This window comes from Streptomyces sp. NPDC096132 (assembly GCF_044763345.1).
Taxonomy (GTDB): Bacteria; Actinomycetota; Actinomycetes; order Streptomycetales; family Streptomycetaceae; genus Streptomyces.
This window is the reverse complement of record NZ_JBIWGA010000001.1, coordinates 229,042-249,526: the sequence shown is the minus strand read 5'-3', so window position 1 is coordinate 249,526 and position 20,485 is coordinate 229,042. Positions and strand designations below refer to the sequence as shown.

The window sequence follows — 20,485 nt, the reverse complement described above, 5'->3', positions numbered from 1 at the left end:
GCCGACGACAAGAGGGCCTCCTTTCCACCGTCGTACTACTCCGCGCGCGGCTCCCGTACGACCACGACTCCGCCCGGAGGCACGTACACCGAGCCGTCCGGCACGGGCTTGCCGCCGAGGAGTTCCACCGCGTCGGCGGCGACGGCGATCTGCGCGCCCTCCCCGCCGTGGTCGATCAGGAAGAGGTAGTCGGCGTCGGTTCCCCGCCGCCGCACCGCCTCCACCCCCGGGGGCAGAACGGCGTCCACCACCGGGCGCACGCCCGCCTCCTCCCGGATGCGGCCGAGCAGCGCGGCCAGGGTCTCCGGCTCCGGCAGGGTCGCCATGTACCAGGCGGTGCCGGTGCCGTAGCCGTGGCGCGTGACCGCCGGGACGCCGGTCAGCGGGCCGTCGGCGTACGAGGACACGGCCTGCGCGCCGGCCAGTCGCACCCGCTCCGACCACAGCGCTCCCCGGCCGCCGGCGTCCAGGCCGACCGTCTCCCTGGGCAGCAGCGGGAAGAGCTCGTCGGTCCGCACCCCCAGCGCCTCGCGGAACGCGCCCGGGTAACCCCCCAGCCGCACATGGCAGTTCTCGTCCACCGCCCCGCTGTGGAAGCCCACCACCAGCGTGCCGCCGCGCTCGGCGAAACCGGTGAGGTTTCCGGCTCCCGCGTCGTCCACCAGGTACAGGCTCGGGGCCAGGACCAGGCGGTACGCCGACAGGTCCGCGTCCGGCCGGACGAAGTCCACGGCGACGCCCGCCCGCCACAGCGGCTCGTACCAGGAGCGGACCAGCTCCAGGAAGCGGACCTGCTCGCTGGGCTGCGAGGGCAGTTCCAGCGCCCACTTCGCGTCCCAGTCCCAGACGATCGCGGTCTCGGCGGTGCCCATGCTGCCGCGCACCTCGGCCAGCGCCTTCAGGTCCGCGCCCAGCGCCACCACGTCCCGCCAGATCGCGCTGTCCGTGCCCGCGTGCGGCAGCATCGCCGAGTGCCACTGCTCGGCGCCCGCCTTCGCCGCCCGCCACTGGAAGTAGGCGATGCCGTCGGCGCCGCGCGCGACATGGGCGAGCGCGTTGCGCCGCAGCTCGCCCGGCGTCTTGGCCCGGTTGACCGGCTGCCAGTTCACCGCGCCCGTCGAGTGCTCCATCAGCAGCCAGGGCCCGCCCGCGAGGGAGCGCACCAGGTCGCCGCTGAGCGCGATGTCGATCTCCGACTCGGGGTCGGTGGACCGCAGGTAGTGGTCGTTGGAGACGACGTCCAGCTCCGGCGCCCAGCGCCAGTAGTCCAGCGCGTCGAAGTTGTACATCACCATGAAGTTGGTCGTGGCGGGGATCGCGGGAGCGGCCTGCGCCAGCACCTCCCGCTCGGCCCGGCACAGCGACAGCAGCTCGTCGCTGCAGAAGCGGCGCCAGTCCAGCCGGTGGGTCGGGTTCGGCACCGCGCCCGTGGCGCGCGGCGGGATGATCTCGTCCCAGTCGTAGTACCACTGGCTCCAGAAGGTGGTGCCCCAGGCGTCGTTCAGCGCGGACAGGTCCGTGTACTTCGCCCGCAGCCAGCGGCGGAACGCCTGCGCGCTGGTGTCGCAGTAGCACTCCGCGTTGTGGCAGCCGTACTCGTTGTGGATGTGCCACATGACGACGGCGGGGTGCTCGGCGTACCGCTCGCCGAGCGCGCGGGCGATCCGCAGCGCGGCCTCGCGGTAGGCGGGGCTGGACGGGCAGAACGTCTGGCGGCTGCCGTACGACAGTCCGCGGCCGTCCCGGTCCGCCGGCAGCGCCTCCGGGTGGGCCTTGAAGAACCAGGCCGGCGGGGCCGCCGTCGGGGTGGCCAGGTCGGCGGCGATGCCGTGGGTGTACAGCAGGTCGAGGATGCGGTCGAGGCGCGAGAAGTCGTACACGCCCTCGGCGGGCTCCAGCAGCGCCCAGGAGAAGATGTTGACGCTGACCATGTTCACCCCGGCCTCGGCCATGAGGCGCACGTCCTCGGCCCAGACCTCCTCGGGCCACTGCTCGGGGTTGTAGTCGCCGCCGTACGCGATCCCGGGGACCTTCAGTTCGCGTTCCATCACTCGCCTCCCGACAGCAGACGGCGTGTGGTGTCCACGCCCCACAGGTCCAGGGAGAGCAGACGGTCGCTGGACGCCATCAGTCCGCCCGTCGCCTCCACGTGTGCCGCCCACCGCTCCCGTGTCTCCACCGCCGGGCGGGCCATCAGGCAGTCGGGGTCGTTGGTCCAGAGCCGGCCGTGCTGCCACTGGCGGGCGGCGCCGGTGAACTCGGCCGGGTCCTGGCCCGGCTGGCTGAAGTCGCCGGCCTCGGGCTTGCGGTGCGGTGCCGTGTCCGGGCTGACCCGCATCGCGTCGAACAGACCGGTCGAGGGCAGGATGGGGGCACCGCAGCCCAGCAGGTACGCCTCCGGGCCGATCGCCTCGCGGATCAGCTCGATCCCGGAGCGGTACGCCGTGATCGCGTCCACGGGTGCGTGCCGTACGCCGTCCAGGGCGCCCGCGTAGAGGAAGTCGACCTTGAAGTAGTCGTAGCCCTCGGTGCGCAGGGTGCGGAAGACGTCCGTCAGGTACGCGGCCGCCCCGGGGTGGGTGGTGTCGAGGACGCGCAGGTCGTGGCCCCAGTTGTGGCCGGCGTGGGTGAAGCCGCCGTCGGCGGTCCGCACGAGCCAGTCGGGGTGTGCGGCGGCGAGTTCGCTGCCGGGGTCGACCAGGAAGGGCGCCGTCCAGATGCCGGCGCGGCGGCCCCGGGCGCGGATGGCGTCCGCGATCCCCTCGCGGGAGCGGAAGCGGCCGGAGAGCGTGAGCCAGTCGCCGAGGGCCCTCTGGTAGCCGTCGTCGATCTGGACCACGTCGACGGGCAGGTCGAGGGTGTCCATCGCGCGGAGGTTCTCGTGGATGTCGTCCTCGGTGACGGCGGTGAAGTACTCGTACCAGGAGCACCAGACGGTGGGCGCCGGCCGGGGGGCCGCGAGACCGAGACCGGCGGCCCACTCGGCCAGCAGCGACTGGATGTCGGTGCCCGTGTACTCCTTCACCGGACCGTCGGCGCTGATCTCCGCGACCGGTCCGGCCGGGGTGAGGCGGATGGACGGCACCTCGCGGACCGGGTCGGGCGCGGCCCACAGCCGGACCGGTGAGCCGTCGCCGGGGTCGAGGGCGAGCAGCCCCTCGCCCTGGAAGACCCCGGCCGGGACGGTGACCCCGGGCCGGTAGCAGACGGTCGCCCAGTTGGCGTTCGCCGGGCGGTGGGGGCGCGCGTCGAGGGCGTAGGCGCCGCTCGGGCTCCAGGACTGCCAGCCCTCCTCGTGGACGCGGGCACGCCGCGGGTCCACGGGGACGGAGGCCACCGGGGTGAAGGGGTGGTGCACGGGGGTCTCTTTCGGAAGAAAGGGCTCGGCGGAAGGGGCTCAGCCCTTGTTGGCGCCCAGGGTCAGGCCGCTGACGAACTGCCGCTGGAGTGCGAAGTACACGATCAGCGTGGGGATCGCGGTGAGCAGGGCGCCGGCGGCGACCAGGTTGGGGTCGGTGAAGTACTGGCCGGAGAGGTTGTTCAGGGCCGAGGTGATCGGCATGTTCTCGCCGGTGGAGATCAGCACGATCGCCCAGAAGAAGTCGTTGTAGATCCAGATGGACAGCAGGGTGGCCAGGGCGGCCATCGCCGGCTTGCACAGCGGGAGCACGATCTGCCAGTACAGCCGCCACACCGACGCGCCGTCGACCAGGGCGGCCTCGGTCAGCTCGTGCGGCAGGGAGCGCATGTAGTTGCTCAGCACGAAGGCGCAGAAACCGGACTGGAACGCCACGTGGATGAGGACCAGGCCGAGCGCGGAGTCGTAGAGCTTGCCGCTGACCGTGATGCCGGGGAGGTCGATCAGCAGGTACATGCGGTACAGCGGGGTGATGATCACCTGCTGCGGGAGGAGGTTGCCCGCGGTGAAGACCAGGAGCAGGAAGAGGTTGACCCGGAAGTCGAAGCGGCTGACGTAGAACGCCACGCACGACGACAGGAACAGGGTCAGCAGCACCGCCGGGACCGCGATGAGCAGCGTGTTCCCGAAGTAGTGCATCATGTCCGACTGCTCGAACGCGTTGGTGAAGTTGTCGAGGCTCAGCTTGTCGGGCCAGGAGACATAGCCCTTCTCGCTGGTCTCCGAGTACGGGCGCAGGGCCGCGAACAGCGCCCACAGCAGGGGCGCCAGCCAGGCCAGGGCCGTCACGACGAGGAACGTGTGCAGCAGGATCCGGGCGGGGCGGACGGGGGTGCGCTGCTTGAGGGGCAGGGTGGGGGTGCTCATGCGCTCCGCTCCTTCCGGAAGGTCGAGATCAGGTACGGGATGATCACGGCGAGGGAGATCACCAGGAGGACCACCGCGATCGCCGAGCCGTAGCCGATGCGGCTGGACTCGCCGATGATGTTGTTGGTGACCAGGATCGAGAGCAGTTCCGTGCCCTGGGCGCCCTTGTTGAAGACGAAGACGAGGTCGAAGGCGCGCAGCGCCTCGATGATCGTGACGACCAGGACGACCGTGTTGGTCGGGCGCAGGGTCGGGAAGATGACGTTCTTGAACGTCTGCCACTCGTTCGCGCCGTCCAGCGAGGAGGCCTCGCGCAGGGACGGGTCGACGCCCTTCAGACCGGCCAGGTAGAGGATCATCATGTAGCCGGTGTGCCGCCAGCAGGCGGCGACGAGGATGGCCCACAGGTTGAGGTTCGGGTCGCCGATCCAGTCGATGTAGTGGCCGGGCTTGTTCGCCCCGATGACGCTGTTGATCAGGCCGGTGTCGGGGTTGTAGACCAGCTGCCAGACGAATCCGGTGACGGCCAGCGACACGACGACCGGCAGGAAGTAGGCCGTCTGGTAGACGCGGCTGAAGCGGATCTTCTTGTCCAGCTGGACCGCGAGGAAGAGCCCGAGCGGGGTCGGGATCAGGATCAGCACGACGAACCAGATGACGTTGTGCTGGACCGCGGGCCAGAACTGCGGGTTGTTGGTGAACAGCTCCTTGAAGTTGTCCAGCCCCACCCACTTGATGGAGTCGAAGCCGATGCCGTCCCAGGTGGTGAAGGCGAGGGCGATGGAGGCGAGGGCCGTGACCCAGACGAGGGTCACGTGCAGGATCGTCGGCACGCCGGCCATCAGGCCGAGCGTGAGCCGGTCGCGGCGGGTCAGCAGGCGCCGGTGGCCCTGCGGAACCCGCTTCTTGGAGGATGCGGCGCCCGGAGGCGGCACGGCGGCCGCCTCCCGGGTCTTCGTGGTGTCGATGCTCATGTTTCTGGAAGGACCTCGCCTCACGAGGACGCGAAGATCGTCTTCTTCTGGCGCTCGATCGAGGTGAGCAGGCTGTCGATCCCCTTGGGGTCGCGGACGAACTTCTGCAGCGCGGGCTGCATGACCGTGGAGGTGAAGTCCGGCCGGCTGTCGCGGTCCATGAACTGCGTCAGGCTCTTGGCGCCCGAGATCATCTCGTACGCCTTCTTCTGCAGGGCGGTGTACGAGGAGGTGTCGGCCTTGGAGGAGGCGGCGACCACGCTGGAGTCGGCCTTGAGGTAGATCTGCTCGGCCTCCGGGGTGCCCAGGTACTCCAGGAGCTTGGCGACGCCGTCCTTGTTCTTCGGGGCCTTGGAGACCATGAAGCCGTCGGTGGGGGCCTCGACGGTGTCCTGACCGAACTCCGAGTTGATCTCGGGGAAGGCGAAGAAGTCGAGGTCGTCCAGGTCCGCCTTGTTGGTGAACTGCTGAGCGACGAAGGAGCCCAGCAGGTACATGCCGGCCTTCTTCGACACCAGCGTCTGGGCGGCGTCCTGCCAGGTGCGGCCCAGGGAGCCCTCCTGGTGGTACGGGAGGAGTTCGGCCCAGTGGTCGAAGGTGGCCTTCACCTTGGCGTCGGTCCAGGACGCCTTGCCGGCCATCAGCTCGACATGGAAGTCGTAGCCGTTCAGCCGGAAGTTGATCTGGTCGAAGGTGCCCATGGCCGGCCAGGCGTCCTTGTCGCCGAAGGCGATCGGGACGAGGCCGTCCTTCTTCATCTGCTTGCACAGGGCGACCAGCTGGTCCCAGGTGGTGGGGACGGTGTAGCCGTGCTGCTCGAAGACGCTCTTCCGGTAGAAGAGGGCCCAGGGGTACGTGTACAGCGGCACGAAGTAGTACTTGCCGTCCGCGCCCTTGCTGAGCTTGTGCATGGCGTCGGGGAAGTTGTCCCCGATCTTCGCCCACACGTCGTCGATGGCCGTGGTCAGGCCCTTGGCCGCGAAGAACTGCATGCGGTAGCCGGCGAACCAGTTGAACACGTCGTCCGGGGTGCCCTGGAGGTAGGAGTTGATCTGCTCCTGGAACGTGTTGTGGTCCTTGGTGTTGACGTCGACCGCGATCCCGGACTGCTTCTTGAAGGCCGCGTAGATCTCGGCGAAGGCCTTCTTCGGGACCGCGTCGGACGCGTTGGAGCCGAGGGTGACGGTCTTCGGGTCGGAGGAGGTGCCGCTGCCGCCGCACGCGGACAGCAGCGGTATGCCGGCGCCGAGGACGGCCGCGCCGCCTATGCCGCGCAGCAGGGTGCGGCGGCTCGGGGAGGGGAGGGAGAGGCGGCCGGAGGGGGAGAGGTCGTGCATGTACGGCTCCTGACAGCAAGGTTCGGCCATGAGGCCTGACTGAAAACTTCCGGTCTTAATCGACCAGAAATCAACTTGACCGAACACGGGGTGGCGCAATAACAGCCGTATGTCCGGTCATGCGTCAAGAGGCACTGGCTTCATTTGTCGAAACGTAATCGACACGCCTTGATCACCCGATTGATCACTTGCCGTCCCCCTCCGCCCTCCCGCGATCACTTGAGGGCGGCGAAGGCCTTCGAGAACGCGGAGTCGCCCTGGACGATCGAGCTGCAGGTGGCGTCGGCGGAGTTCTTGGCCCCGCCCGGGCACTGCCTGTCCCGCGTCGCCGACCACATCGACAGCCATGCGAGCCCCTTCGACTTCGCGAAGGCGACGAGCTGGGTGGCGTCCTCGACCCGGAAGACCTCGGAGGCGACGTCGTTCACGCCGATCATGGGGGTGACCGCGACCGTCTTCCAGGCAGCGCTGTCGCTCAGCCCGAACACGCTCTTGACCTGTGCCTGAGTCGCGGTGGCCGCCTGTTCGGCATATGTGCCCATATCACCGCTGTAAGCCGGACCGTAGTCCATGGCCATCACATTCACAGTGGCGACCTTCACACCGTTGGCCTTTGCGGCAGAGAGCAAACTCACGCCGTCCTGGGTCAGACCCTCGGGCATGACGGGCAGGGTGAAGGAGACGTCGAGGTCCGGGTGCTTCCGCTGGAGCTCCGCGATCGCCTGCGCGCGCCGTGTGTTCGCCGCCGTGTTCGGCAGCGCCCCGCCCTCCACGTCGAAGTCGACCTTGGTGAGCCGGTAGGCGTCCACGACCTTCCCGTACGCCGCCGCCAGCGCGTCCGCCGAGGAGCAGGTGGTGGCCAGCTCGGAGCCGCTCGCCCCGCCGAAGGAGACCCGGACGTCACCGCCCTTGGCCCGCAGCGCCCCGATCTGGGACGCCACGCCGTCGCTCGCCAGGTCGGTCACCCCGCCCCACTTCGGCGTGCAGCCGCCGCCGTCGGTCACGAAGGCGAGGTTGTAGTCCTTGACGCCGGTCGCGGCGGCGCTCGCGAGGAGGTCGAAGGCGGGGTAGAGGGAGGTGTCGACGTAGGGCGCGAACCGGGCGGAGGTGGTCGTGCCGGTACCGCCGCTCGCGCTCGGGGAGGCGGTGGCCGTCGGGGTCGGCGTCGCCGTTCGCGTCGGGCCGGCGGTGGGCGTCGCGGACTGCGTCGGCCGTCCGCTCGGCTCGGGCGTGGCCCCCTCGTCCGCCGAGCACCGCGCCCCGTCGACGCGACAACCGACCGGGTCCCCGGCCCCCTTGACCACGAACCCGACGGTGACCGACTCCCCGACGGCCAGGCCGTCGGTGTCCCACTTCGGCGGGGTCACGGTGACGTGCTGCCCGCTCACCCGGGACTCGCCGTTCCACAGGGAACTGAGCCCGGAGCCGGCCGGCAGGTCGAACTCCAGCTTCCAGTCCGCCTTCGTCTGCCCGCTGTTGTTGGTGACGACGTACTGCGCGGTGTACCCCGTCGACCAGTCACTGGTCCTGGTGTACGCGGCCCCGACCCCGGCCGCCTGCGCGGTGCCCGCGACGAGAACGGCCCCGCCACCCACCACAGCCGCGGCGACCACACCCCCGACGACCTTGTTCCTGCCACTGACCTTGCGCCGATGCGTACTCATCACGTGCCTGCCTTCACTGCTCACGGAGCTTCCCCGGGGCGGGGCGCGGCAGCACGCTAGCGAGGCCGAACCGGGCAAAGCGCCTGATAGGGACGGCGGTTGAGGATCTTAGGGCGCGCTTAAGGAAGGCATCGGGGGCGGTTAAAGGTAGAGACCAATTACATGGACTCCATCGGGTCTCATCGGGCCACCGCCCGGCGGCGTCTGCGTACGGTGCCCCGGTGGCCTCTGCGGACGGGCTCGCGGCCGTCGAGTTGGATCCAGATGCGTATCTCGGTGCCGCCGAGGACCGACGAGCCGATCCGTACGTCCCCGCCGGTCGACTCGGCGAGGCGGCGGACGATGTCCAGGCCGAGGCCGGTCGAGCCCGCGGTTCCGGAACCGCGGCCGCGGGCCATCGCCGCCTCGGGGTCGGGGATGCCGGGGCCCGCGTCGGAGACCAGGACGATGACCGCGTCCTCGCCGTTGTGGACGTCGACGGCGAAGGCGGTGCCCTCCGGGGTGTGGCGGAAGACGTTGCCGAGGAGGGCGTCCAGGGCGGCGGCCAGGTCGGCGCGGGCCACGGGTATGCGGACCGGGCGGTCGACGCCGGCCGTGCGGACCTTGCGGCCCTCGTCCTCGGCGAGCGCCGACCAGAACGCCATCCGCTCCCGCACCACTTCCGCCGCGTCGCAGCCGGCCCCCGGCCCGGGGGCCGTCGTCTGCGGCTTGGCCTCCCGGGCCGTGCGGATGATCGTGTCGACCTCGCGCTCCAGCTGGGCCACCGCCGTCCGGGTCTGCTCGGCGGCCGAGGAGTCGCCGAGGGAGGCCGCGTTCAGCCGCAGGACCGTCAGCGGGGTGCGCAGCCGGTGGGACAGGTCGGCCGCCAACTCCCGCTCGTTCGCCAGGAGTTGCACCACCTGGTCGGCCATCGAGTTGAACGCCACCGCCGCCAGGCGCAGTTCGTTCGGACCCTCCTCCGGAACCCGGGCCCCCAGCTTCCCCTCCCCCAACTCGTGCGCGCCTTCGACCAGTCGCCGCGCCGGCTGCACCATCCGGACGCCCAGCCGGTCGGCGACCGCGACCGAGCCGACGACCAGCGCGGCCCCCACCCCGGCCAGCACCGCCCACGCCGTGCCGACGCCGTTGGTGACCTCGGACTCGGGGACGTACACCTCGATGACCACGGTCCCCAGGCTCAGCGCGACCGGCTGGAGCAGCGCGGAACCGCCCGGCACCTCGGCCGTGGAGGCGCGCCCCAGCTTCCGTACGGCGGCGATGTCGGCGTCGGCGACGCGCTGCCGGCCCAGGTCGACGGCGGACCGGCCGTCACCCGCCGGCAGATGCACGGCCATCCCGTCGTCCGAGCCCGCGGAGGCGACCACCCGCTCCAACTGGTCCCGGTCGGTGGTGATGGACAGGGCCGGGACCACGACCGCGGCCTCCCGCTCGGCGTTGGAGAACGCGCGGTCGCGGGCCATCTCCTTGATGACGAGACCGAGGGGGACGGCGAACGCGATCACGACCATCGTGGTGACCGCCAGACAGACCTTGACCAGTGCCCATCTCATCGCACGGGCCCCACTTCCCCCGGTGGTTCGAGCTTCACGCCGACACCCCGCAGGGTGTGCAGATAGCGCGGCCTGGCCGCGGTCTCCCCCAGCTTCCGCCGCAGCCAGGACAGATGGACGTCGATGGTCTGGTCGTCGCCGTACGACTGCTGCCACACCTCGGCGAGCAGCTCACGGCGCGGGACGACGACACCGGGCCGCCCTGCGAGGAAGGCCAGCAGGTCGAACTCGCGGCGGGTGAGGTCGAGGCGATCGCCGTCCAACTCGGCCTGGCGGCGCAGCGGGTCGACGGTCAGGCCGCCGACCCTCAGGACGCTGGAGGGCGGCGCCTCCCCCGCGCCGGACCGGGCCCGCCGCAGGACCGCCGCCATCCGCGCCGACAGGTGCTCCACCGAGAACGGCTTGGTCAGGTAGTCGTCCGCGCCCGCGTTCAGCAGCCGGACGATCTCCGTCTCGTCGTCGCGGGCCGTGGCGATGATGACCGGCACGTCGGTGATGCCGCGCAGCATCTTCAGGGCCTCGGAGCCGTCCAGATCGGGCAGTCCGAGGTCCAGGATCACCACGTCGAACCGGAAATGGGCGACCTCGCGCAGCGCCTCCAGCGCGGTCCCGACGCTGCGCACCAGGTGCGAGGCGTCGGTCAGATGCCGGATGAGCGCCGAGCGTACGAACTGGTCGTCCTCGACCACGAGCACACTTGCCATGCGCCGCACCGTACGCCATGCCGAGGAGCCCGGCCGGGGCCTGTGGACAACTCGCCTTCTGTGCACAACCGGTGGCCCGGCCGTGCGACACCCGTGGGGCGGGTGAGGCAAGATGGCCCGCGATGCGCAGAGGACTCGTACACGTACTGGCCTGGACGCTCGCCACGGGCGCGGCGGTCACGCTGTCGTGGTGGGGTGTCCACACGGTGATGGCGGGCACGGCCTACGACCCTCCGCGCGCCCTGCCGCTGACGGCGGGCGAGGCCTCCTCGACCGCCCAGAAGTCCGGGCCCCTGCCCTCCCCCAGCACCAGCCCGTCCCCCTCGTCGACCCCGCCCCCGACGGCCCCGTCGCCGACGTCCCCGAGGCCGAGCCGCACACCCACCACACCGGCCCCGTCGAAGAGCGGCCCCTCCGGCACCGTCAAGAGCTACGACACCGACGGCGGCCGTGTCGTGCTCGACCTCACCGAGACGTACGCGACCCTCGTGTCCGCCACACCGGCCACCGGCTGGTCGGTACAGGTGTGGAAGACGGAGTCCTGGATCCGGGTGGACTTCGCCTCGGGCGCCCAGCGGGTCTCGGTCTTCTGCACCTGGCACGACGGACCGCCCCGGGTCGACGTACAGACGTTCTGAGACCCGAAACCGGCGCCCTGGGATCCGAAACCGAAACCGACAAAAACCACCATGCCGAGGCGGCGCCCGGCTACCGGAACACCGAGGGCGGCGGCGCCGGGGAGGCGACCGCGGCCGCGTCCGTCACCGGGAGGGCACCGCCGGTGAAGTCGGTGAGCGCCCTGCCGTGCTCGACGCGGCCGGGGTGCGGGTCGGAGGCGGCCCGGCGGGTCAGTTCGGCGATCGGCAGAGGGAGGTCGGAGGCCAGGAGCACGGCGTTGCCGAACCGTTTCCCCCGGAACACCGTCGGGTCGGCGACCAGGGCGAGCTCGGGGAAGCGGGCGGCGGCGGTGGCGATCTGGCCGCGCAGATGGGCGAGCGGCGGGCCGTCGGCGACGTTGGCCGCGTACAGACCGCCGGGCCTCACAGCCCTGCGGACCTCGTCGAGGAACTCGGTCGAGGTGAGGTGCGCGGGGGTGCGGGCGCCGCTGAAGACGTCGGCGACGACCAGGTCGGCCCATCCGTCGGGCACCTTGCCGAGCCCCTCCCGCGCGTCCACCGACCGGACCCTGATCCGCGCCCCCGGGTCCAGCGGAAGCTCCCTGCGCACCAGCCGGACGAGGGCCGCGTCCCGCTCGACGACCTGCTGGGTGGAGCGGGGGCGGGTGGCGGCCACGTACCGGGCGAGCGTGAAGGCGCCGCCGCCGAGGTGCACGACGTGCAGCGGACGGCCGGGCGGTGCGGCGAGGTCGATGACATGGCCGAGGCGGCGCTGGTACTCGAAGGAGAGGTACGCCGGGTCGTCGAGGTCGACGTGCGACTGCGGTGCCCCGTCGATGAGGAGCGTCCAGGCCCGTGCCCGGTCCCGGTCGGGCAGGAGCTGCGCGAGCCCACCGTCGACGGTCTCGACGACGGCGGCCGCGTCGGCGCCGCGCTCGCGCCGGGTGTTCCTGGACTTCGCCATGCAGGCATCTTCGCAGGCGGCGGGGGCGACTTCGCGCACGGCCGACCGACGGGGGCTCATGGACTGCCGATTGCGCTCACCGGCAACTGTCCGCCGCCTCGATCATCCGGGCCGCCTCGCCCAACGCCCGCCGCAGCACCGCGGGGTCCGTCGCGAGGTCCGCCTCGCCGGGCGGCAGCAGCCAGTCCGAGCCCTCCACCGGGGGCTCGGGGTCGGGTCTCAGTCCGCGCCCGTCGGTCTCCGTGCAGACGCTCCCCGGGACGTCCCAGGCGGCCGCGGTGCCGGGCGGCACCAGGAAGGCGAGGGTGCCGTCGCCGTCGTCGTGGAGAACGGGTCCCACCGCGTCCCCCGCACCCCGGCGCAGGATGTCGACCGCCTCCAGTCCCTGCCGGGTCGGCACCGTCACGAGGTCGCACGCCGCACCAACCGGCACGACCGCCACCGACGGCGTACAAGGATCGTTGCTCTGGCTGGTCTCCATCCCGGCCTCCACCGCGCAGCCCGCTTGTAGTCCACAGCATTCAACGCACCACCGCGTCAACGGCTACGGCGGAAGTCAGCCGCAAAGGATGGCAGTTCATGGCAGATCCCGGATGAGATATCCGGTTTGTAGCCAAACACTGCGTGGCGACCCAATCACAGCAGGTACGTTCTTGCCCGCCGGACATCAGGGTGATCAGCTCCGAAAATCGGGTAACTCACCATGATCCCGGCATGGTTCGACGGTTCGCATGAGAGGACCCGGCCATGGCGTCGTCAACGGTGACCCCACCCCGGCCCGACCGGCCACCACGGCCCAACCTCGCCTTCCGGCACCTGCGTGGACAGCGCTCGCCGGCCGAGTTCGCCGCACTGGTACGGCGGGCCGCGCGCGAGATCGGCGAGCGGGTCAGCTGCGACGCGCGCTACATCGGGCGGGTCGAGGCAGGCGAGATTCGCTGCCCCAACTACGCGTACGAGCGGGTGTTCCTGCACATGTTCCCCGGCCGAACGCTCACCGACCTGGGGTTCGCGCCCCGCGCATCCGTACGCGGACGCGGGGCGCGCGCCGCCGGGGACGCGCCCTGCGCGCACACCACCAGCCTGGCGCTCACCACCAGTGAGACGCGGGAGGCGGGTGAGACACGCGGGGCGTGTGAGCCGTATGACACGCAGGACCCGTACGACACGCACCACAACGACGAGGAGAGCGACGTGCTGCGTCGCGCATTCATGACCGGCGGAGGAGCCACCGTGGCCGCCGCCTCGCTGGGCCCCGTGGGGCTCGCCCTCCCCCACCCCCGGCACCGCTCGAGCGGGAGGACCCCCCTGAGCGGCGGGGCCCCCGTCGCCTCGGCGGCGGAGCACCGGGCGCGCCGCGTCGGCACGAGCGAGGCGGGTGCCCTGGAAGAAGCGGTCCGCAGGATCCGCCTGCTGGACGACCGCCACGGCGCCGACGGCCTGTACCGGCGGGCGGCCGCCCCGCTCCGCGCGGCCTACGCGCTCCTTGACGCCGGCACCACCCGTCAGGCCACCGCCGACCGGCTGCACTCGGGCGCCGGGGAACTCGCCATCTCCGTCGGCTGGCTGGCACACGACTCGGGCCGCTTCGACGACGCCCGCTCCCACTACGCGGAGGCCCTCGCCACCGCGCGGATGTCCGGAGACCAGGCGCTGGAGGCGCACGCCTTCTGCAACACCGCGTTCCTCGCGCGCGATGCGGGGCGCCCCCGCGAGGCCGTGCGCGCCGCGCAGGCCGCCCAGCGCGTCGCACGCCCCCTCGGGTCACCTCGACTGATGTCGCTCCTGGCGCTGCGCGAGGCGGGCGGCTGGGCGGGGCTCGCCGACCGGGCCGGCTGCGAACAGGCCCTGGCCCGTGCGCACGCCCTCTACGAGCGGGGCGCCACGGACGCCGACCCCGAGTGGATGAGCTTCTACGGCGAGGCCGAACTGGCGGGCCTCGAGGCGCAGTGCTGGTCCACGCTGGGCGACTGGACGCGGGCGGCGTGGCACGCGGGGCGGGCGGCGGCGCTGCAGGACCCGCACTTCACCCGGAACATCGCGCTGTACACCGCCGAACTGGCGGACGACCTGGCCCGGGGCGGCCGGCCCGACGAGGCCGCGGTGGCCGGGATGCGGGTGCTGGACCTGCTGGACCAGGTCCAGTCCTCGCGGATCCAGGGGATGCTGGCGGGCACGGCGAGAGTGCTGGCACCGCACCGTCGGGCGAGCGGGGTCCAGGAGTTCCTGGACCGCCACGCGTCGGTCCCGAGAACGGTGTGACCAAGACGCCCGGCCCTGTCGCCCGGGGGGGGGTGGGTCGCTTGCCCGCGCGTGCAGGGTGCCGCTGCGCCCCCCCGTGCCGCCCCAGCGGCACGCCTGCCCGCAGCTAGGGGGGATGGGACTAAGCAGCAGCCAAGTGCCCCAAGTCGTTCCAGCTCTCGATCGCCGGTTCCCCGTACGCCCACCCCAGTACCGACAACGACGTCGGGTTCAGCCGTATCCGCGCCGCGAAGTCCAGCGGCAGCCCCAGCCACCGAGCCCCGATGGACCGAAGGATGTGACCGTGGGCGAAGACCAGCACGTCCCGGTCCGCCGACCGCGCCCAGGCGACGACCTCGTCCGCGCGCGCGGTGACCTCGGCGAGGGACTCCCCCTCCGGGACGCCGTCGCGCCAGATGAGCCAACCCGGCCGGACCGCCTGGATGTCGGCCGGGGTCATGCCCTCGTACGCGCCGTAGTCCCACTCCATGAGCGTGTCCCAGTGGGCGGCCCGCTCGCCGAAGCCCGCGAGTTCGCACGTCTCACGCGCGCGTGCCAGCGGGCTGGTGCGTATCTCGACGCCGGGGAGACCGTCGAGCGGCGCCCGGTGCAGCCGCTCACCGAGCAGCTTCGCGCCCCGGCGGCCCTCCTCCAGGAGGGGCACGTCGGTCCTGCCGGTGTGCTTGCCGGCCAGCGACCACTCCGTCTGTCCGTGCCGGGCCAGCAGGATGCGCGGTGCCATGGGGGACCTTTCCGGGAAAACCCTGGGACGGACCAGGGGAGAAAACGGAGGCGGAACCCCTCCATCATCGCTCACCCTGTGAAGGGGCAACCCGGGGGGCGATCTCAGCGTCTTTGAGGGCCGGGGGCGCCCCGAGTGGGCGCACACATACGCCGTAAAGTGGCACGTCCCGCGCCGCGGGCGCCGCAGCGACCAGTCAGCGACACGAAGGGGGAGGCGATCGGATGCCGCAGACCGAGACACCGGGCACCGAGGCGGCCCCGAGGATCCGGTTGCGCTGGTGGACCGAGCTGCCGCTGATCCTGCTGGTGTACGCCTGCTACTCGGCGGGCCGACTGCTCGCGCGCGGGGACGTCAGCACCGCCGTCGACCACGGCCTGGCGATCCTGCGCGTCGAGAAGTTCCTCCACATCAACGCCGAGCACCCGTTGAACCGCCTGTTCCGGAGCGAGGCCTGGATCGGCGTCCCGGCCGACTTCTGGTACGCGTCGCTGCACTACCTGGTCACCCCGGTGATCCTGGTCTGGCTGTTCCGCTCCCGCTCCCTGCACTACCGGGCGGCCCGCACCTGGCTGATGACGTCCACCTTCATGGGCCTCATCGGCTTCACCCTGCTGCCCACCTGCCCGCCCCGCCTGCTCTCGGCGGAGTACGGCTTCGTGGACACGATGGCCCAGTACAGCGCGTGGGGCTGGTGGGGCGGCGAGGCCAGCGCACCGCGCGGCCTCGGCGGGATGACCAACCAGTACGCGGCGATGCCGAGTCTGCACGTGGGCTGGTCCCTGTGGTGCGGGGTCATGCTGTGGCGCCACGGCCGCACCCGTACGGCGAGGACGGCCGCCGTGCTCTACCCGCTGCTGACGACGATCGTGGTGATGGGCACCGCGAACCACTACTTCCTCGACGCTGTCGCGGGCGCGGCCGTGATGGGGGTCGGGCTGCTGCTGACGCCGCTCGTGATGCGGACCGCGGACCGGCTCCGGACGGCCTTCGCGGCCCGCGTCCCGTCCTCCTCGGCGGCCCTCGCGGAGGGCACGGGGACGGCCGTCGCGGTCGACGCCCCGGTGGCCTCTCGGGACACAGCGGCCTCGATTGTCAGTGGCGGATGCCAGACTTCGACGGGTGAGCGAATTCCACGGCAGCGCGAGTCACGGTTCGGGCCAGGAACCGAACCGGGTGCCTCCCCCTCGGACGCGGGGGACGGCGCTCCGGCAGCGGCTCGCTGAGCTGCGCGGCCCCGACGTACCGGCCAAGGCGCTGGACGCCCGTGCCCTCGCGGCCCTCGCCGCGAACCCGGGCTGCAAGCGGCGCGCCATCCTCGACGGCGCCGGGGTGAACAAGGCGGCGCTGGCGGGAGCCCTGGGCTCCCCGTCGGCCTTCGGACAGTCCCAGTTCGCCCTCACCCGCGGCAACGCCTTCGAGGCGAAGGTGAAGGCGGACGGCGGCACGGAGCTGCTGCGACTGGTGCACGAGCGGCTGGACCCCGGCGCCGAACCGCCCGCCACCGCGAGCACCCCCGACCTCGCGGCCTCCGGCCCCGAGGGCCGCACGGCGCGTACGGCGCTGGCGCTGCGCGAGGCCACCGAGCACGCCGTCGGCACCTGGACGTTCCTCGACCACCCGATGCTCTCCCTCGACGTCGCCGGCTCCGCGGCCTTCCTCGAGCCGGACGCGGTGGTGGTGCACCCGGACGGCAGCTGGACGGTCGTGGAGATCAAGTCCTTCCCGATGCTGGACGGTTCGGCCGACCCGGCGAAGGTGGGCGCCGCCGCCCGCCAGGCCGCCGTGTACGTGCTGGCCCTGGAGGAGGTCGCAGCCCGGCTCGACCCGGCGCCGAAGGTCCGCCACCGGATCCTCCTCGTCTGCCCCAAGGACTTCTCCAACCTGCCCACCGCGTCCGCCGTGGACATCCGCAAGCAGCGCGCGGTCACCAGCCGCCAGTTGGCCCGGCTCACCCGTATCCAGGACATCGCCGACGCCCTCCCCGAGGGCACCTGCTTCTCCCCCGAGCTGCCCGCCGAGCAGCTCACCGCGGCCGTCGAGTCGGTTCCGGCGACGTACGCGCCGGAGTGCCTGGCCGCGTGCGAGCTGGCGTTCCACTGCCGTGACCGCTCCCGCGCGGCCGGCGCGGTGACCACCCTGGGCCGCTCGGTCCGCGCCGAACTGGGCGGCCTGACCACGGTCGAGGACGTCCTGGCCGCCGCGCGCGGCGAGGCCGGGGACCCGGACGACCCGGCGGTGACGGCGCTCAGGAGAGCCGCCGCACTGCGCGCGGAGGCCCTGGGGGCCCGGGCGGCAGAGGCCCTCGGCGCCATGGCGGTCGGAGGTACCGCCCGGTGAGCCCCGCCGTCCGCTCCGAGCCCACGCGCCCGGAGGTGCACCCGTGTCGCTGATCGCCACCCTCGCCCGTCTCGAGGCCGTCACCACCGGCCGCGCCCAGCCCACCGCCACCGTCCGGCACCGGCATCTGTCCGACCGGCCGCTGGTCTTCGTGCCCCTCACCACCGCCGGTGAGGCCGGCGCCCCGCTCGGCGCGCTGGTCGGCACCGACAGGGACGCCCCACGCCTGCTCGTCGTCCCGCAGCCCCGCGACCGCGACCTGCGGTTCGCGTTCCTGGCCGAACTGGCCGATGTCGTCCTGCCGTACATCGACTCCTACGCCGACGCCGTGGAGGCCGCCGAACGCAACGAGACGGATCCGGAGACCGGCAAACGCGTCAAGGTCGAGGTCGAGCTGTGCGCCGACGCCCCCCAGCTGATCGTGCCGAGCCGCGCGGGCGTCGACTACGTCCGCCTCCTGGGCCGCTCCATGCGCTTCCGGCGTACGGCGGAGCAGGACCCGGAGACGCCGCATCCGGCGCCCCCGCGCGTGCCGCTGCTCGGCCGGTGGCTGACGCACTTCGGGGAGCGGTCGCGGGTCCCCGGGTCGTCGCTGCTCCTGGCGCTCACCGAGGTCGTCGGCCGGCACTGGGCGACCGGGCAGTCCAGCCTGGAGGACCAGCACCTGGGGGCGCTGCTCGCCTGGATCGACCCTCCCCCGGTCTCGGCTTCGCTCGACCGGGGGGACCCCCACTCGTGCGAGACGGGCGCCGGGGCGGCCCAGCGGGCCGAGCTCGCCCGGGACGCCGATGGTCAGCTGCTGTGCCCGCCGGCCGGTCCGGCCACCGACCCCGCCTTCGACAACAAGCTGCTCGCCCCGGCCATCGAGCGCTACGACCGCGCACGCACCGCCCTCGCGGCCGCCGAGGACGGCCTGGAGGCCGACGACCGGCTGGGCGCGCTGACCGCCGCCGAGCGGGAGGTCCGTGACCTGGTGCTGAGCCGGACCCTGCCCACCTGGGAGGCCGTGTGGCGGGGCCTCGACCTGCTGCGGGAGCTGCCCGAGGGCGCGCATGGCGAGGAGCGGTGGACGCGCGACCGCTGGTCGTTCACCGGCCACCGCGACCGGGTCGCCGCCGGGGAACCCCCGCAGCCCCGCCGCGACGACGCGGTGACCGCCGCGAACAAGCTGGCCACGCGCGAGCGTGAACAGGCCCGGCTGGAGGCGCAGGAGGCCCTGGACGACCCGCTGGTGATGGCGGGGCGGCGGCTGGCCGGGGAGGCGTTCGCGGGGGAGGTCGTCGACATCGTGATGGCGTACAGCGAGGGCAGGCGGCCCAGCCCGCGCCCGCTGGTCACCGTACGCACGGACGACCGGCCGCATCTCGCGGAGCGGGCGAAGGTGTACCGGTCGCTGGGCGGGAAACCGCAGGCGGCCGAGTTCGTGGAGCGGGACGGCGAGGACGAGGGCGTCCTGGTGCTGCGGATCGTCGACAAGATGGGCCGCGGCAAGGAGCCCGAGCAGGGGTCGGTGCCCGAGAAGGGCGACCTGCTGTGCTTCACGCTCTTCGAACACGAGCAGCGCGGCGGCGCCAAGCTGCCCGACCCGGAGGAGACGCCGTGGACGCACGGTGGACCGCCGGGCGAGCAGACGCCCGAAGCCCCCGACTCCGTCACCCAGGAGGACCTCCTGTGACCACCGAGGCCGTCTTCGACCCCGGTACCGCCGCGACCCGCGCCACCGACGCGATCCTGCGCGACACGCTGGACGGCACCGCGCGCGGGGTGGTCGTCGACTCCCCGCCCGGCGCCGGGAAGTCCACGCTCGTCGTCCGGGCGGCGCTGGAACTCGCCGACGCGGGGCGCCCGTTGATGGTGGTCGCGCAGACCAACGCGCAGGTCGACGACCTGGTGCTGCGGCTCGCCGAGAAGAGCCCCGAGCTGCCGGTGGGCCGCCTGCACAGCAGTGACGCCGACCCGTACGACAAGGCGCTGGACGGGCTGCCGCAGGTGAAGAAGTCGGCGAAGGCGGCGGAGCTGGCCGGCCTTCCGGTCGTGATCTCGACGGCGGCCAAGTGGGCCCATGTGAAGGTCGACGAGCCCTGGCGGCACGCGATCGTGGACGAGGCGTACCAGATGCGGTCGGACGGGCTGCTGGCCGTGGCGGGACTGTTCGAGCGGGCGCTGTTCGTGGGCGACCCGGGGCAGCTCGACCCGTTCGCGATCGTGGGCAGCGAACAGTGGGCCGGCCTGTCGTACGACCCGTCGGCCTCGGCGGTGACGACACTGCTGGCGCACAACCCGGAGCTGCCCCAGCACCGCCTGCCGGTGTCCTGGCGCCTCCCGGCCTCCGCCGCGCCCCTGGTCTCCGACGCCTTCTACCCGTACACCCCGTTCCGCAGCGGCACCGGCCACGGCGACCGCCGGCTGGCCTTCGGCGTCCCCTCGGACGGCTCCGGTCCCGACCGGGTGATCGACGAGGCGGCGGAGTCGGGCTGGGGCCTGCTGGAGCTGCCCGCGCGGCACACGCCCCGCACCGATCCCGAGGCGGTACGGGCGGTCGCGGTGGTCGTACGGCGGCTGCTGGACCGGGGCGGCGCGGCCACCTCCGAGCGCTCCCCCGACCCCACCCCGCTGACCGCCGACCGGATCGCCGTCGGCACGGCCCACCGGGACCAGGCGGCCGCGGTCCGGGCGGCGCTGGCGGAGCTCGGCGTCACGGAGGTGACCGTGGACACGGCGAACCGCCTCCAGGGCATGGAGTTCGACGTCACGGTGATCCTCCACCCCCTCTCCGGCCGCCCCGACGCCACCGCCTTCCACCTGGAGACGGGCCGCCTCTGCGTCCTCGCCTCCCGCCACCGGCACGCGTGCATCGTGGTCTGCCGCGCGGGAGTGGGCGACCTGCTCGACGACTACCCGTCGACGGAGCCGGTCCAGCTGGGAACGCTCGTGAAGTTCCCGGACGGCTGGGAGGCGAATCACGCGGTGCTGGCGCATCTGGCGGAGCACCAAGTGAGCTGGAAACCATGAAAGGTGCCCCCCAGACACAGCCCCACCTTCACGCCCTCCCCGCCGGACGGAGTCC

At 72.4% G+C, this 20,485-nt stretch carries 17 protein-coding genes; 6 read left to right on the top strand and 11 right to left on the bottom strand.

The genetic code is table 11. The features are described from left to right. Nucleotides 1–35: 35 nt before the first annotated feature. The 8 genes from ACIRF9_RS01140 to ACIRF9_RS01105 all read right to left on the bottom strand — a co-directional run bounded on the left by ACIRF9_RS01140 (nt 36) and on the right by ACIRF9_RS01105 (nt 10,514). Nucleotides 36–2,048 carry a beta-galactosidase gene (locus tag ACIRF9_RS01140; RefSeq protein ID WP_403814406.1) on the bottom strand — a complete coding sequence of 671 codons (2,013 nt, stop codon included), beginning with the start codon at nt 2,046–2,048 and terminating at the stop codon, nt 36–38. Then, nucleotides 2,048–3,358 (bottom strand): glycoside hydrolase family 36 protein, encoded by a 1,311-nt coding sequence (locus ACIRF9_RS01135; protein WP_403814403.1) that lies wholly within the window; start codon nt 3,356–3,358, stop codon nt 2,048–2,050. The genes ACIRF9_RS01140 and ACIRF9_RS01135 overlap by 1 nt, the downstream gene beginning before the upstream one ends. Before the next feature lie 39 nt (nt 3,359–3,397). Then, nucleotides 3,398–4,285: a carbohydrate ABC transporter permease gene (locus ACIRF9_RS01130; protein WP_403814401.1), complete on the bottom strand. Its 888-nt coding sequence runs from the start codon at nt 4,283–4,285 to the stop codon at nt 3,398–3,400. Beyond that, nucleotides 4,282–5,259, bottom strand: coding sequence for a carbohydrate ABC transporter permease (locus ACIRF9_RS01125; RefSeq protein WP_403814398.1), 978 nt, complete (start codon nt 5,257–5,259; stop codon nt 4,282–4,284). The genes ACIRF9_RS01130 and ACIRF9_RS01125 overlap by 4 nt, the downstream gene beginning before the upstream one ends. Nucleotides 5,260–5,279: 20 nt before the next feature. Further along, the gene (locus tag ACIRF9_RS01120; protein WP_403814395.1) at nt 5,280–6,596 is read right to left on the bottom strand and encodes an ABC transporter substrate-binding protein; all 1,317 of its coding nucleotides are present in this window, start codon (nt 6,594–6,596) and stop codon (nt 5,280–5,282) included. Nucleotides 6,597–6,811: 215 nt separating this feature from the next. Then, nucleotides 6,812–8,260, bottom strand: coding sequence for a cellulose binding domain-containing protein (locus tag ACIRF9_RS01115; protein ID WP_403814392.1), 1,449 nt, complete (start codon nt 8,258–8,260; stop codon nt 6,812–6,814). A gap of 179 nt (nt 8,261–8,439) precedes the next feature. After that, complete coding sequence (locus ACIRF9_RS01110) at nt 8,440–9,810, bottom strand: ATP-binding protein (protein WP_403814390.1); 1,371 nt, start codon at nt 9,808–9,810, stop codon at nt 8,440–8,442. Further along, nucleotides 9,807–10,514, bottom strand: a complete 708-nt coding sequence (locus ACIRF9_RS01105) for a response regulator transcription factor (protein ID WP_403814387.1) — start codon at nt 10,512–10,514, stop codon at nt 9,807–9,809. The genes ACIRF9_RS01110 and ACIRF9_RS01105 overlap by 4 nt, the downstream gene beginning before the upstream one ends. 122 nt (nt 10,515–10,636) lie before the next feature. Here ACIRF9_RS01105 and ACIRF9_RS01100 point away from each other — a divergent pair, with 122 nt between their 5' ends. Beyond that, nucleotides 10,637–11,152 (top strand): hypothetical protein, encoded by a 516-nt coding sequence (locus ACIRF9_RS01100; protein ID WP_403814384.1) that lies wholly within the window; start codon nt 10,637–10,639, stop codon nt 11,150–11,152. Nucleotides 11,153–11,222: 70 nt separating this feature from the next. Here the strand turns inward: ACIRF9_RS01100 and ACIRF9_RS01095 are convergent, their stop codons facing one another. Next, nucleotides 11,223–12,095, bottom strand: a complete 873-nt coding sequence (locus ACIRF9_RS01095) for a spermidine synthase (protein ID WP_403814382.1) — start codon at nt 12,093–12,095, stop codon at nt 11,223–11,225. 76 nt (nt 12,096–12,171) lie between these two features. Beyond that, nucleotides 12,172–12,576: a hypothetical protein gene (locus ACIRF9_RS01090; RefSeq protein WP_403814379.1), complete on the bottom strand. Its 405-nt coding sequence runs from the start codon at nt 12,574–12,576 to the stop codon at nt 12,172–12,174. A gap of 266 nt (nt 12,577–12,842) precedes the next feature. Here ACIRF9_RS01090 and ACIRF9_RS01085 point away from each other — a divergent pair, with 266 nt between their 5' ends. Then, a complete protein-coding gene (locus ACIRF9_RS01085) occupies nt 12,843–14,357 on the top strand; it encodes a hypothetical protein (RefSeq protein ID WP_403814376.1) in 1,515 nt (504 codons plus the stop codon). Nucleotides 14,358–14,478: 121 nt separating this feature from the next. Here the strand turns inward: ACIRF9_RS01085 and ACIRF9_RS01080 are convergent, their stop codons facing one another. After that, nucleotides 14,479–15,078 carry a histidine phosphatase family protein gene (locus ACIRF9_RS01080; RefSeq protein ID WP_403814373.1) on the bottom strand — a complete coding sequence of 200 codons (600 nt, stop codon included), beginning with the start codon at nt 15,076–15,078 and terminating at the stop codon, nt 14,479–14,481. Nucleotides 15,079–15,302: 224 nt separating this feature from the next. Here ACIRF9_RS01080 and ACIRF9_RS01075 point away from each other — a divergent pair, with 224 nt between their 5' ends. Genes ACIRF9_RS01075 through ACIRF9_RS01060 form a run of 4 tightly spaced genes read left to right on the top strand, consistent with a single transcriptional unit; the run spans nt 15,303 to nt 20,430 of the window. Beyond that, the gene (locus ACIRF9_RS01075; RefSeq protein WP_403814371.1) at nt 15,303–16,304 is read left to right on the top strand and encodes a phosphatase PAP2 family protein; all 1,002 of its coding nucleotides are present in this window, start codon (nt 15,303–15,305) and stop codon (nt 16,302–16,304) included. Beyond that, complete coding sequence (locus tag ACIRF9_RS01070) at nt 16,255–17,418, top strand: hypothetical protein (RefSeq protein WP_403814369.1); 1,164 nt, start codon at nt 16,255–16,257, stop codon at nt 17,416–17,418. Before ACIRF9_RS01075 ends, ACIRF9_RS01070 begins: the two co-directional genes overlap by 50 nt. Nucleotides 17,419–17,461: 43 nt before the next feature. After that, nucleotides 17,462–19,093, top strand: a complete 1,632-nt coding sequence (locus ACIRF9_RS01065; RefSeq protein WP_403814366.1) for a hypothetical protein — start codon at nt 17,462–17,464, stop codon at nt 19,091–19,093. After that, nucleotides 19,090–20,430 carry an AAA domain-containing protein gene (locus ACIRF9_RS01060; protein ID WP_403814363.1) on the top strand — a complete coding sequence of 447 codons (1,341 nt, stop codon included), beginning with the start codon at nt 19,090–19,092 and terminating at the stop codon, nt 20,428–20,430. Before ACIRF9_RS01065 ends, ACIRF9_RS01060 begins: the two co-directional genes overlap by 4 nt. Nucleotides 20,431–20,485 lie beyond the last annotated feature (55 nt).

Bases quoted from the DNA above. Each gene is read 5' to 3' on its own strand.
- ACIRF9_RS01085 (WP_403814376.1), top strand. From the start codon at position 12,843: ATGGCGTCGTCAACGGTGACCCCACCCCGGCCCGACCGGCCACCACGG.
- ACIRF9_RS01130 (WP_403814401.1), bottom strand. From the start codon at position 4,285: ATGAGCACCCCCACCCTGCCCCTCAAGCAGCGCACCCCCGTCCGCCCC.
- ACIRF9_RS01095 (WP_403814382.1), bottom strand. From the start codon at position 12,095: ATGGCGAAGTCCAGGAACACCCGGCGCGAGCGCGGCGCCGACGCGGCC.
- ACIRF9_RS01075 (WP_403814371.1), top strand. From the start codon at position 15,303: ATGCCGCAGACCGAGACACCGGGCACCGAGGCGGCCCCGAGGATCCGG.
- ACIRF9_RS01080 (WP_403814373.1), bottom strand. From the start codon at position 15,078: ATGGCACCGCGCATCCTGCTGGCCCGGCACGGACAGACGGAGTGGTCG.
- ACIRF9_RS01125 (WP_403814398.1), bottom strand. From the start codon at position 5,259: ATGAGCATCGACACCACGAAGACCCGGGAGGCGGCCGCCGTGCCGCCT.
- ACIRF9_RS01105 (WP_403814387.1), bottom strand. From the start codon at position 10,514: ATGGCAAGTGTGCTCGTGGTCGAGGACGACCAGTTCGTACGCTCGGCG.
- ACIRF9_RS01140 (WP_403814406.1), bottom strand. From the start codon at position 2,048: ATGGAACGCGAACTGAAGGTCCCCGGGATCGCGTACGGCGGCGACTAC.
- ACIRF9_RS01115 (WP_403814392.1), bottom strand. From the start codon at position 8,260: ATGAGTACGCATCGGCGCAAGGTCAGTGGCAGGAACAAGGTCGTCGGG.
- ACIRF9_RS01110 (WP_403814390.1), bottom strand. From the start codon at position 9,810: ATGAGATGGGCACTGGTCAAGGTCTGTCTGGCGGTCACCACGATGGTC.
- ACIRF9_RS01100 (WP_403814384.1), top strand. From the start codon at position 10,637: ATGCGCAGAGGACTCGTACACGTACTGGCCTGGACGCTCGCCACGGGC.
- ACIRF9_RS01090 (WP_403814379.1), bottom strand. From the start codon at position 12,576: ATGGAGACCAGCCAGAGCAACGATCCTTGTACGCCGTCGGTGGCGGTC.
- ACIRF9_RS01120 (WP_403814395.1), bottom strand. From the start codon at position 6,596: ATGCACGACCTCTCCCCCTCCGGCCGCCTCTCCCTCCCCTCCCCGAGC.